The organism is Izhakiella australiensis (assembly GCF_002006995.1).
Lineage (GTDB): Bacteria > Pseudomonadota > Gammaproteobacteria > Enterobacterales > Enterobacteriaceae > Izhakiella > Izhakiella australiensis.
The window spans coordinates 560,898-573,528 of record NZ_MRUL01000001.1 but is presented as its reverse complement, the minus strand read 5'-3'; the positions used below and the strand labels follow the sequence as shown (position 1 = coordinate 573,528).

Sequence of the window (12,631 nt, the reverse complement as noted above, 5' to 3'; positions counted from 1 at the left end):
AATAAAAATCGTTGCGAAGTATTCAACTATTTTTTAATTAGCCAATACTATGGTTTGCCATTTTTTCCAGCGCCTGAATCAGAGCGGAATGATCCAGTTCGCTGCCGCCGTCTGCGCTGCAACTATTGAACAGCTGCTGGCAGTTAGCGGTGTTAGGCAGGCTAACAGCCAGAGCTCTGGCGCTTTGCAGAGCAAGATTTAAATCTTTCTGATGCAGGGCTATCTTAAAACCGGGGTTAAACGTACGCTTCAGCATACGTTCGGCATGAACTTCCAGAATGCGCGACGAGGCAAAGCCGCCCATCAGCGCCTGACGTACCCGAGCCGGATCGGCCCCGGCTTTAGAGGCAAACAGCAGCGCTTCCGATACGGCTTCGATATTCAGCGCCACGATAATCTGGTTTGCTACCTTGCAGGTCTGGCCGTCACCATTGCCGCCCACCAGGGTGATATTTTTACCCAGAATGTCGAACAACGGTTTGACCCGGCCAAATACGCCTTCATCGCCGCCAACCATAATGGACAAGGTGCCTTCGCGGGCGCCAATTTCACCGCCGGAGACCGGCGCATCCAGATAGGCCGCACCGCTGGCCTGAATTTGTCTGGCGAAGACTTTCGTCTCGATAGGCGAAATGGAGCTCATATCGACGATGGTTTTGCCCTTTAACTGCGCCTTCGCACAGCCGTTCTCGCCAAACAGCACGTCTTCAACGTGAGGCGTGTCCGGCACCATAATAAAAATAATTTCGGACTGTTCGGTCACCTGCTGCGCGGTTTCAAACGATTTTGCTCCGAGAGAAAGCAACGCTGACGGCACCGCGCTGTTAGAAGTAACGAGTAAGTCATGCCCGGCCTCAGCCAGACGCTGCGCCATTGGGGCGCCCATGATGCCAAGACCAATAAATCCAAGTTTCATAATGTTCCTCATTTATCAGCTACGCGCTGACGGATTTTGGGCAATACCTCTCTCTCCCGCGAGGCGGAATAAAAATATTGCCCAATAATGTTTAAAAATTAACGATAGCGATTAAGCCATTGCAAACCCGCTTCGGTGGTAGCCAGCGGCTTATATTCGCAGCCTACCCAGCCGTCATAATTTGACTGTTCAATAATCTTAAACAGGAAGTCATAATTAATTTCGCCGCTGCCGGGTTCACCACGCTTTGGATTATCCGCAACCTGCAAATGGCCGATGCTGCTGGCATAAGTTTGCATGGTGTGCGTCAGTTCGCCTTCCATACGCTGCATGTGATAAATATCATACTGAATTTTCAGATTATCACTGCCAACCTCTTTGATCAGCGCCAGCGCCTGCTGGGTGCCGCAAAGATGGAAGCCGGGCATATCAAAGGTATTCAGCGGCTCGATCAGCAGCAAAATGTTCTCTTTTGCCAGCTCACGCGCCGCATAACGCAGGTTTTCCACCAGGGTTGAATGGATCTGCTGCGCGCTGAATCCGTCAGGCGTTTTCCCCACCAGGCAGTTAATTTTGCGGTTGCCCAGTACTTTTGCATAGCGCACCGCCTCGCTGACGCCCTGGCGGAACTCTGGTTCACGGCCGGGAATACAGGCAACGCCGCGCTCGCCGGCAGCCCAGTCGCCGGCGGGTAAATTGTGCAGCGTGTGTTCAACACCGCTGGCGCTGATTTTTTGTTTTAAAACCTGCGCCTCATAGTCATAGGGGAACATAAATTCCACGCCGCGAAAGCCGCTGGCTGCTGCCTTGTCAAAGCGATCGAGGAAATCATATTCCTGAAACAACATCGAAAGATTGGCTGAAAAGCGCAACATAAATCACCTCGCTTATTGGTATTTCATGAAACAGGTTTCGGTCGGCGCGTCCAGCGCGTTTTCCGTGGTCTCTTCAAACTCCGTGACGTTATCCAGCTCGGTTCCCATAGAAATATTCGTTACCCTTTCGAGGATAATTTCCACCACCACCGGGACGCGATACTGCTTTATCCACGCCTGAGCCTGTTCAAGGGCTGGCGCAATATCCTGCGGCTTAAACACGCGGATAGCTTTACAGCCCAGACCTTCAATCACCTTAACGTGATCGACACCGTAACCATTGACGTCGCTGCTGTTGATATTTTCAAACGCCAGCTGGACGCAGTAATCCATTTCAAAGGCGCGCTGCGACTGGCGGATTAGCCCAAGATAAGCGTTATTCACCAGTACGTGAACGTAAGGGATATTAAACTGCGCGCCCACCGCCAGCTCTTCAATCATGAACTGGAAATCGTAGTCGCCGGATATGGCAACCACTTTACGCTCCGGATCGGCGGTGCAGACGCCGAGAGCGGCAGGAATCGTCCAGCCCAGCGGGCCAGCCTGACCACAGTTAATCCAGTGGCGATCTTTAAATATATGCAGCATCTGCGCGGCGGCAATTTGCGACAGGCCGATGGTTGAGACATAGCAAACGTCACGACCAAATACTTTGTTCATCTCTTCATAAACCCGCTGCGGCTTAACCGGCTGGTTATCGAAGTGGGTTTTACGCAACAGGGTCCGTTTGCGCTGCTGGCAGGCGGTCAGCCAGGCTTCGCGGTGCGGCAGACGCCCTTCAGACTGCATACGCTGCGCGGTTTCCACCAGCAGCGTTAACGCCGCTTTAGCATCAGACACAATCCCCAGATCCGGGCTGATCACCCGCCCTATCTGCGTTGCTTCGATATCGATATGTATGATCTTGCGCCCCTCGGTGTATTTCTCCACCGAACCGGTATGGCGGTTAGCAAAGCGGTTACCAATACCAAACACCAGGTCCGACGCCAGCAGGGTCGCATTACCGTAGCGATGAGCGGTTTGCAGGCCAACCATGCCGGCCATCAGCTCATGATCGTCAGGAATACAGCCCCATCCCATCAGGGTGGGAATAACCGGCACCTGGGTGATTTCGGCGAACTTTTGCAGCAGTGCGGAAGCATCAGCATTAATAATGCCGCCACCGGCGACGATCACCGGCCGCTCGGCTTGAATAAGCATGCTCAGCGCTTTCTCAACCTGCGCCTGCGTGGCCGCCGGTTTAAAGGCTGGCAGCGGCTCATAAAGCTCAGGATCAAATTCAATTTCCGCCACCTGAACGTCAAATGGCAGGTCGATCAGAACCGGTCCCGGACGGCCAGAGCGCATCACGTGGAACGCCTGCTGCAGTACGCCAGGCACCAATGCCGGTTCACGCACGGTAACCGCCATTTTGGTGACCGGCTTAGCGATAGACTCGATATCAACCGCCTGAAAATCCTCTTTATACAGGCGCGCACGCGGTGCCTGCCCGGTAATGCATAAGATAGGAATTGAGTCGGCGGAGGCTGAATAGAGCCCGGTTATCATATCGGTTCCTGCCGGACCGGAGGTGCCGATACAAACGCCGATGTTACCTGCTGCGGTGCGCGTATAGCCTTCTGCCATATGCGAAGCGCCTTCAACATGACGAGCCAGAACGTGACGGATGCCACCGTGCTGACGGATCGCGGAATAAAACGGGTTGATTGCCGCGCCAGGCACGCCAAATGCCGTGGTAACGCCTTCTTTTTCCAAAATATATGCTGCCGCATCCACGGCTCTCATTTTTGCCATTTTGACTTCCACCTTACTTTATTGAAAAATTTTTCCAACTTCAGAAAAGTCTAAAAAATTCCCGCTCCTGCGAGCGGGCGGGTTGCCTAAAGCGCCGGTTTTCTCAGGCCTAAGGCGGTACTGATGTCCTGAGCCGTGTTATGCAACAGCTCCCCCTGACTGGTAAACCTGTCCGGCGTCAACCTTGAGGCCGGACCTGAAATAGAAATAGCCGCGACCACCGAGCCGACATCGTCATAGATTGCAGATGCAATGCAGTTCAGCCCGGTTATATGCTCTTCATGATCAATGCTGTAGCCCCGCGATCTGGCGTCTTTCAGATCTTTTTGCAACGCGGGCAAATCGACAACGGTGGTCGCCGTAAAGCGCTGAAGCCCGGTGTTGACGATAACCTCTACCAGCTCATCGTCAGGCAGCGGATAGAGCAACGACTTACCCGCACCGGACGCATGCAACGGCAAGCGGCTCCCCAGCGGAGCACACATCCTGACCATTGATTTACATTCCTGCTGACCAATGAGCACCGCTTCATTGCGGTTACGGATCGCCACGTTGACCGTTTCGCCGGACATCTGCATCAGCCGACGCATAAAAGGCCCGGCGACCGATAACACGTCGCGGTTATGGATATAGGCAGAGCCGATGTTAAACGCCCCCAGGCCAATATGCCACCAGCCTAACTGGCTGTCCTGATTCACAAAGTCGGCATTCTCCAGCGCCTTTAGCAAGCGAAACGTGGTGGACACCGGTAGCGCCAGGCTCAGCGAAATATCGCTGACCGATGAGCTGCCGCCGCTTTTTTCAAGGTATTGCAGAATGGCAATGCCTCGTTCCAGCGCCTGTGCCCCTTTTACCTCCACCGGCTCCGTTCTTCCCGGCCGGCCTCGTCGTCTAACTTCTGCCATACCCTGATTATCTCCGGCTCAAAATCTGAGCATAAGTCTTATGTAAATGCTCACATCTTATGCAAGATAACCTTTAGCGTCACCTGCTACATTACGCAAAGGACAGTTCACAGCCCGGAATCGACATCACCTCACAGTTATCCTGTCCGGCGCGATCGACGGTAAGAAAGTCAGTTTGTTTCTGCCAGGCAAACAGCGGGTGATGCCAGACATTGCGGCGATAATTTATCCCCTGCTGGCCGTTAGAGATAAAAGCGCGCAGCGTGTCCGGGTCCGGCTCGCTATCACCGCAGGCGACGATCACCACAAAAGGCTCACCATTCAGCGGAATAAATGCCTGACTACCAAGCGGATGACGCTCCAGCAGGGAGATAACGATCGGCAGGGTCGCTGGCTGCGCCCGGTTAATGCTGATCAGCGCCCGGTCCTGTTTCAGAATGTCGACCTTCGCCAGATCGTGATAGCGCTCCACGGCGCCATCGTTGATATGAAAATAATCATTCCCGGCGGTTTCAATGACATCGCCATAGGGGCTGAAAGCCTCTCGCGTGAGCGGTAACACTTTAAGTTTCATCGTATTCTTCATGCCATCAAAACCCTTATCAGCTAGCCCCATGAGCCTTACGAAGCGCATGAAGGCTAAATCTAGAAGCATCGAAAAACATCGGCAAGGTAAAGTTGGAATATTTTTCCAAAAACAAGATTAGACCCACAGTTTTACAAACCGTATTATGAAAAAAAAGCCATAAAACCTATAAGAACATCTTACGTAATAGGAGTAGCCCTGCATGCTCGATCCTGAAATTCTACGCACCTTCATCGGTGTTGCTGAGACCGGCAGCTTTTCCAGAGCGGCCGATAAGCTTTGTAAAACCACCGCCACCATCAGCTACCGTATTAAGCTGCTGGAGGAAAATACTGGCGTGGCGTTATTGCAACGCACCACCCGTAGCGTCTCCCTGACGCCGGCAGGGATGCACTTACTTGAACAGGCGCGCGAATGGCTGAGCTGGATTGACGGCATGCCTGCCGAACTGCGTCAGATTAATGACGGCGTGGAACGCCAGGTGAATATCGTAATTAATAACCTGGTTTATAGCCCTACGGCCGTTTCACGGCTGCTTGCCTGGCTGACGCAGCGCTATCCGTTTACCCAATTCAACTTTTCACGCCAGATTTATATGGGGGTATGGGATACGATGCTGCATGATGATTTTTCCCTGGCGATCGGCGTAACCGGCTCTGAATCACTGGCCGAGACCATTGCCATCGCGCCGCTGGGAGAAGTGAAATGGCTGTTTGTGATGGCGGCAGACCATCCATTGCGTCAGCATGCCGGCCCGCTGACTGAAGGCCATTTGCGTCAGTATCCGGCAATTAATATTGAAGATAGCGCCAGAAGGCTCACCAAACGGGTAGCCTGGCGGCTGTCGGGGCAAAAAGAGATTCTGGTACCGGATATGGAAACCAAAATTGCCGCCCACCTCGCTGGCGTTGGCGTCGGTTTCTTACCGGCTCCTTTGTGCCAGCCGCTTATTGCTCAGGGCGCGTTGCTCAGCCGCGCCATCCCCGCCATGCGCCCACCTTCGCCTTTGAGCCTCGCCTGGCGCAAGGACCAGAGCGGCAGCGCCGTACAGGATATCGTGTCGCTATTTCAAAATTCATGTGCGGAAATCGCCGGATTTCTGGCGCCGTTTAGCACAGCAGAATACAGAGAGGTCGGTTGCCGCCACGGCGTCAGCGACACCGTTTAAAAGCGGTGGCTATTGCAGAAGGCCCGCCGGCTTTCTGCACCGACGAGAGTGCGTCCGTGTTATGATGTCGCGCAAACAACAGACCCTCATTGCTGCAAGTCCGGCACCCGGTCACAGAAGGCCCGACTGCTTTTCGCACCGGCACAAGCACGTCCGTGTGGTGATATCGCGCAAACGGCAGATCTTCATTGCTGCAAGTCCGGCACCCAGGTCGCAGAAGGCCCGGCTGCTTTCCGCACCGGCACAAGCACATCCGTGTGGCCTGACGCGCGGCCATTTCTGGCCGCGAGCCTGCTGAAATCAGCCGGGCCTTCTCCTCCCCCGTAAGCTTCTTCATCGCTTTAAGTAAAAAGATAAAAGCAGGTCTGCGCCGGGTTAAACACCAGCAACCTCACCGTAGCTTTTAAGCAGAAGATAATCACTGTCGTCAAAAACCCGCACCCAACGCCTTCATTGATTAAAACGGATGCCGACTTCAGCAAATCTATGCCCACGGTGTTATCGATTAAAAACGAATGCCATTTCTCACAAACCTGCGTTATCAGGCTTTTCTGCGCCGAGCGAATAAAGCCCGCCAGGGTGAGCCGCAGGGAGGCGGCGAAAGTGAGCGCTGCGTCGGGAACGCATCGCGAACGGCCCGTACGGCGGGCTGAAGTAGCAAGGGAATGGCGCAGCCACGCAGAAACCGCCGGAAGTCCGGGGTCAAGGGGCCATGACGTTTGATGGCCCCTTGCCGCTCGCCCGCAGCGGCGGGCAAATAAGCCACCTGACTGGCAGGCGAACGGAACAGCCCACCTGAGGTGAACATCAGCAAACCAGCCCCAACGCCGTTATCGATTAAAAACGGATGCCGTTTCCCACAACCCTGCGCCGGGTTAAACACCAGCAACCTCACCTTAGCTTTTAAGCAGAAAATAAACTCAGCCTGACAATGCCATAAAAATAATAACTATATAAAATCGATCAGCTTAAAAATAAAAAACAATCCAGCCATAAAATAATTAATTAAATTAAAAAACGCACCCACTCCATACTCAATGAAATTAATTTTCAGAAACAAGCCATTGACTGAAATTAATTTACTTCTTTACTTGATTTTATTTAACGCTAGTCTGAATCCATTGTTATAGCCAGAGGAAATAGTGATGGAAGTCGGTTTCGTTGGTTTAGGTAAAATGGGTGGCGCAATGGCGCAACGCCTGCAAAACGCCGGGCACCAGGTCATTGCCTGGGATGCGAATGCCCAGGCCCAGGAAGCGGCTGGCCAGGCTGGTATTGCCGTGTCCGCCAGCCTGCAAGAGTGCGTCAAAAAACTCGCATCGCCCAAGGCCGTCTGGCTGATGACGCCGCCGGGAGAAGCGACGGAAACGGCCATTAACGCGCTACAGGAACATCTGAACGCCGGGGATATTATCGTTGACGGCGGCAATTCTGACTTTCGTGACACCCTAAGAAGAGGCAACGCCCTGCGCGAACGCGGTATCGTGCTGGTCGACGCTGGCGTCAGCGGCGGCACCCAGGGCGCCCGTGAAGGCTGCGGGCTGCTGGTCGGCGCCAGCGAGGCGCTGTTTGCCAGACTGACGCCGCTTTTTACTGCCCTGGCCGCACCGGGCGCCTTTGCCCGCGTCGGCAATCAGGGCGCGGGCCACTTTGCTAAAGCGGTGCATAACGGCGTCGAATATGCCCTGATGCAGGCCTACGGCGAAGGCTATGAGCTGCTGCTGGCTTCTGATATTGAAGTCGACGTACTGGCAGCGATGCAGGCCTGGCAGAACGGCTGCTCTATCCGATCGCACCTGCTGGAAAAGCTGCTGGAAGCGGTCAACCCGGACGTGGAGCTGAAAGGCATTAAAGGCTTTGCCGCTGACTCAGGCATGGGCAGATGGACCGTTGAGGAGGCGATTCGCCTGCGGGTACCAACGCCGACCATCAGCGCCGCGCTACAGGCGCGCTTCCGTTCCCAGCAGGACGACTCGCCAACCATGAAAAGCATCGCGGCCCTGCGCGGCACCATTGGCGGCCATGCGGTAAAAACCAGCGGGGAGAAGTAATATGTCGGTGCATAATATTGATCAACGCCTGAAGCAGGTCAGCGCAGAGCTGGCGCAGATGGCCGCCAGCGTCGACCCGGCGCAGCTGGATGCTCTGGCCGAGGCGATAAACCAGGCGCCGCGCGTGTTTTTCAGCGGCCAGGGGCGCTCCGGATTGATGATAAAAGCCATTGCGGTGCGGCTGATGCACATCGGCCTGACGGTTTACGTTGCCGGTGAAAGCAATACGCCGGCGATCGGCAACAACGATCTACTGATCGCCGTTTCCTCTTCCGCCAAAACCCAGACGACCCTGATGCATATCGCCGCCGCGCGCAAAGCCTCAGCTCAAATCACCTTAATCAGTTCAGGGCCGGCAGCGGATATTGCCGCCGATCTGACGCTGTATTTACCGGCCAGAAAGCAGGTCGCCACCGACCAGCATGCCGGTTCGTTATTCGAGCAGTCACTGTTAATTACCGGCGATGCCATTGCCTGGAGGATCCAACGCCTGCGTGGAATGAGCGATTCCGACCTGGATAACCGCCACGCTAACTTACAATAACGCATAATTCTTACTCACCCTGCATGCCTGAGTTATTTATAGCTCAGGCACGGAACCTGATCAGAAAAATAAGAGAACAATATGAACCAGGAAAACTTAAAAGGTCATGAGAACCTCCCTGCGTCATCGCTGGAAATCTCTACTATAAAAAAAATTCGCTGGCGGTTAATTCCTTACCTTCTGCTGCTTTACGCCATTGCTTATCTTGACCGCACTAATATTAGCTACGCCGCGCTGCAAATGAACGCTGAGCTGGGTATTAATCCGGCACAGTTCGGAATGGTCGCCAGTATTTTCTTTATTGGCTATTTCTTCTTTGAAGTTCCGAGCAATATTGCCCTGCATAAGTTCGGCGCGCGCAAATGGATTGCGCGTATTCTGGTAACCTGGGGAATTGTTGCCGTTTGCACTGCCTTTGTTACGCATGTGAATCATCTGTATATACTGCGCTTTTTACTGGGCGCCGCTGAAGCGGGATTTTTCCCCGGCATCGCGTTTTATCTGACGTTTTGGTTCCCGCGTAAGCACCGCGCGGCGGCAATGGCGACCTTCTTCCTTGCGCAGATCCTGTGCACCTGCCTCGGCGCGCCGCTCAGCGGCTGGATTATGGACAGCATTGGGGCCTTTAACCTCGCCGGATGGCGCTGGATGATCTTAATCGAAGGGGTACCGGCAATTATTCTCGGTTTCGTCACGCTGTTCGTACTGAGCGATTCCCCCAAAGAGGTCAAATGGCTGAGTGCCAGTGAAAAAGCCTGGGTTGTGGCCGAGCTGGAAGAAGAGACCCGTAACAGCCCGGCGCCGGAAATGCGCTGGTGGAAAATTCTGGCGAATCGCCATGTGCTTTACCTTGCCGTTACCTACGTGTTTATCGTTATGGCTATCTATGGCATCACCTTCTGGATGCCGACTATTATCAAAGGATTTAAAGATCACTTTTCCAATACTGCGATCGGCTTTTTGGTGGTGATCCCAACCCTGGTCGGTGCGGTGGCGATGTTAATTAACGGCTGGCATTCAGATAAAACCATGGAGCGTAAATGGCACGTGGTGACGGTGATTTTAATTGGCGCAGTCGGCATGCTGCTGCTGGCGTTGACCACCAATACCTGGCTGTCGATGCTCTGGCTGTGTCTGATTGCCATCGCCGCCTACGGTTACATTGGCGTCTGGTGGACGATTCCAACCTCTTTCCTTACCGGACTGTCGGCCGCCGTTGGCCTGGCGGCAATCAACTCGGTAGGTAACCTCGGCGGTTTTTTCGGTCCGCTACTGGTTGGCGCGCTGGTTAACGCCAGCGGGACGCAGCGGGCAGGTCTGCTGTTTCTGTGCGGCTCATTCGTGGTTGGCGCGCTGATGCTGGCAGCCTTCCGCGCGCCGAAAAAAATAGGGTAATCACATGCATCAGCCCTTAGCAGTGCTTGCCATTGATGTCGGGTCGTCATCACTGCGCGTCGGTTTATTTGATCAATACGGGCAGCCGTCAGGCCCGTGTTGCCGCCGCGAATATCAGCTGGATACCGATGTCAGCGGCAAAGCGACGCTCGACGTCGAAGCGCTGCTCAGCGCGCTGTACGCCGCGCTGGATGAGGTGCATAGCGCGCTGCCAGTCGGTCAGCAGGTTACGGCCGTCGGCATCAGCACCTTCTGGCACAGCCTGACGGCTATCGATGAGCAAGGCAGCCCCCTGCTGCCGCTGCTTATCTGGGCCGACAGCCGCGCCTCCCATGAGGCCGCCGCGCTGAAATTTTCCGGTATGGCGGCGGATCTACACGCCATTACCGGCTGTCCGGTGCACTCCAGCTTCTGGCCGGCGCGTCTGAGATGGCTGGCGAAGCATGAGCCGCAGGCCTTCGACACCGCCCATCGCTGGGTCTCCTTTGCCGACTTGCTGTTTTTGCGCCTGTTCGGCAAGCTTTCCACCTCGCTGTCGATGGCATCCGGCAGCGGCATGCTCGATAGCAACGCCATGGTCTGGTCAAAACTGGCGCTATCGCTGGCGCGGATAAAACCGCAAACGCTGCCGGAAATCTCCGACCAGCCCAGCCAGGGACTGCTGGATAATTGGGCAACGCGCTGGCCGCAGCTGGCCAATATTCCTTGGTATCCCGCGTGGGGTGACGGTGCTTGCTCTAATATTGGCGCCGGCGCGCTGGATGAGAACAGCCTGGTGCTGATGCTTAGCACCAGCGGCTCGCTGCGTCGCGTCTGGACGGCGGATCGCATGGAGATCGCCGATAAAGGTCAATGGTGCTATCGCATCGATAAGCACCGCTTTGCCGGCGGTATGGCGATGTCGGAGGGGGGAAACTCCGTCGCCTGGGCGCGCCAGATGCTGGCGGCAATGCCCGCCGCAGAATTGGATGCGCAGGTCACCGCGCTGGCGCCGGACGCCCACGGGCTGACTATCCTGCCCTACTTCCTTGGCGCCCGCAGCCCCGACTGGTCAGAAGGGCGCAGCGGCGCCATTCTTGGCATTACCGCCGCCACCACGCCGGTTGCAATTTATCGCGCCACGCTGGAAAGCGTCGGACTGCGCTTCGCCACCCTTAAGCAGCGCCTCGACGCCGCCTGGCCGGGGAAACGCCGTTTAATCGCTACCGGTGGCGGCTTTATTAAGTCCGGCATCTGGGCGCAGATCGTTGCAGACTGTCTCGGCGAGACGCTGTATTTGTCAGATATTGACGAGGGTTCGCTGCGCGGTGCCGCCCTGCTGGTGCTGGAAAAGTACGACGATATCTCGCCGCTTGAGCACCCGCTACAAGCGACGGTGGTCCCGGACGCCGCGGCCGGCAAAATCTATCAGGCCGCGCAGGCCAGGCAGGTCGCTTACGATGACGCCGTTGTTAACGTCCTCACCCGACGGCTGGAAGAGCTGAGCTAGTCAGCGATTTAGCCGTCGGCGGGTGGCCTGGCTGTCGACCTGCTGCATACGCGAGGCCGACTGTTCAAAGTGAGAAAAGCCGATAATGGTGTACAGCAAGTCAACGATCAGCAGCTGCGCAAAGCGGCCGGTCATTGAATCGCTGGAGAATGACGTGGTGCGCGCCGAATAATTCAGCGTAATATGCGCCGCCTTCGCCAGCGGCGACAGCGGATCGTGCGAGATTGCCAGCAGCTTTGAGCCAGTCTCTGCGGCATTCTGCATCGCGGCTACCACCGGCTCTGTGCGCCCGGTGTGGCTAATGCCGATCGCCAGATCGTCGGACTTCAGTGATGAAGAAGAAATGATCATCAGGTCGGAGTCGGCATACACGGCCACCGAACGTCCAAGTTTCAGCAGCTTATGGCGCAGGTCGCTGGCCACGGTGGCGCTGGCGCCGACGCCGTAAATATCAATACGTCGGGCATCATTGATCAGATGGGCGGCGTTAACCAGCGCCGAAGTATTGACCATTTTCAGCGTATCCTGTAGCGAGGCGCAGGTAGCGAAAGTCAGCTTATCGCTGATGGTGCTGACCTCGTCGTTGATCTGCAATTCGCTGTTGCCGCGCAGCGCCGGCAGCAGGGTCAAATCTTTTGCCAGCAGAATACGAAACTGGGTGTAGCCGCTGTAACCTACGTTTTGTGAAAAGCGCGTAACGGTTGCCACGCTCACCTCAGCAGCGCGCGCCAGCTCCTGAATCGTCTGATGAATAACGGTTTCAGCATTCCGCAAAATAAAATCCGCCAGCCGCTGCTCGGTTGGCGTCAGCAAGCTACGGGTGGACTCCAGCTTCAGGCGAACGTTTTCAAGCGGGGTGCTGGCGGTGTTCATTTTTATTAGCCCTGTAATAGCAACGCGTTAATTTT

General features: G+C 55.3%; 11 protein-coding genes. 5 read left to right on the top strand and 6 right to left on the bottom strand.

Annotated features, from left to right (window positions below):
• Positions 1 to 37 precede the first annotated feature (37 nt).
• The 5 genes from glxR to allA form a co-directional block, all read right to left on the bottom strand.
• Complete coding sequence (gene glxR / locus BTJ39_RS02555; protein WP_078001083.1) at positions 38 to 916, bottom strand: 2-hydroxy-3-oxopropionate reductase; 879 nt, start codon at positions 914 to 916, stop codon at positions 38 to 40.
• Between the two features lie 98 nt (positions 917 to 1,014).
• Complete coding sequence (gene hyi / locus BTJ39_RS02550) at positions 1,015 to 1,791, bottom strand: hydroxypyruvate isomerase (RefSeq protein WP_078001082.1); 777 nt, start codon at positions 1,789 to 1,791, stop codon at positions 1,015 to 1,017.
• Positions 1,792 to 1,803: 12 nt separating this feature from the next.
• Positions 1,804 to 3,585 (bottom strand): glyoxylate carboligase, encoded by a 1,782-nt coding sequence (gene gcl / locus BTJ39_RS02545; RefSeq protein ID WP_078001081.1) that lies wholly within the window; start codon positions 3,583 to 3,585, stop codon positions 1,804 to 1,806.
• Positions 3,586 to 3,671: 86 nt separating this feature from the next.
• Complete coding sequence (gene allR, locus BTJ39_RS02540) at positions 3,672 to 4,490, bottom strand: HTH-type transcriptional repressor AllR (RefSeq protein ID WP_078001080.1); 819 nt, start codon at positions 4,488 to 4,490, stop codon at positions 3,672 to 3,674.
• Between the two features lie 91 nt (positions 4,491 to 4,581).
• Positions 4,582 to 5,064 (bottom strand): ureidoglycolate lyase, encoded by a 483-nt coding sequence (gene allA, locus BTJ39_RS02535; protein ID WP_078001249.1) that lies wholly within the window; start codon positions 5,062 to 5,064, stop codon positions 4,582 to 4,584.
• Positions 5,065 to 5,278: 214 nt separating this feature from the next.
• On the opposite strand from allA, the gene allS reads away from it, so the two are divergent.
• From allS to BTJ39_RS02505, 5 genes are all read left to right on the top strand, one after another.
• The gene (gene allS / locus BTJ39_RS02530; protein WP_078001079.1) at positions 5,279 to 6,244 is read left to right on the top strand and encodes an HTH-type transcriptional activator AllS; all 966 of its coding nucleotides are present in this window, start codon (positions 5,279 to 5,281) and stop codon (positions 6,242 to 6,244) included.
• Positions 6,245 to 7,389: 1,145 nt separating this feature from the next.
• Positions 7,390 to 8,295 (top strand): NADP-dependent phosphogluconate dehydrogenase, encoded by a 906-nt coding sequence (locus BTJ39_RS02520; RefSeq protein ID WP_078001077.1) that lies wholly within the window; start codon positions 7,390 to 7,392, stop codon positions 8,293 to 8,295.
• A 1-nt stretch (position 8,296) separates the two neighbouring features.
• On the top strand, positions 8,297 to 8,839 hold the full coding sequence (gene hxlB / locus BTJ39_RS02515) for a 6-phospho-3-hexuloisomerase (protein WP_078001076.1): 543 nt from the start codon (positions 8,297 to 8,299) through the stop codon (positions 8,837 to 8,839).
• Positions 8,840 to 8,920: 81 nt separating this feature from the next.
• A complete protein-coding gene (locus BTJ39_RS02510; RefSeq protein ID WP_078001075.1) occupies positions 8,921 to 10,234 on the top strand; it encodes an MFS transporter in 1,314 nt (437 codons plus the stop codon).
• Positions 10,235 to 10,238: 4 nt separating this feature from the next.
• Positions 10,239 to 11,723, top strand: coding sequence for a gluconokinase (locus tag BTJ39_RS02505; RefSeq protein ID WP_078001074.1), 1,485 nt, complete (start codon positions 10,239 to 10,241; stop codon positions 11,721 to 11,723).
• Here BTJ39_RS02505 and BTJ39_RS02500 read toward each other — a convergent pair whose 3' ends face one another.
• The gene (locus BTJ39_RS02500) at positions 11,724 to 12,596 is read right to left on the bottom strand and encodes a MurR/RpiR family transcriptional regulator (RefSeq protein WP_078001073.1); all 873 of its coding nucleotides are present in this window, start codon (positions 12,594 to 12,596) and stop codon (positions 11,724 to 11,726) included.
• Positions 12,597 to 12,631 lie beyond the last annotated feature (35 nt).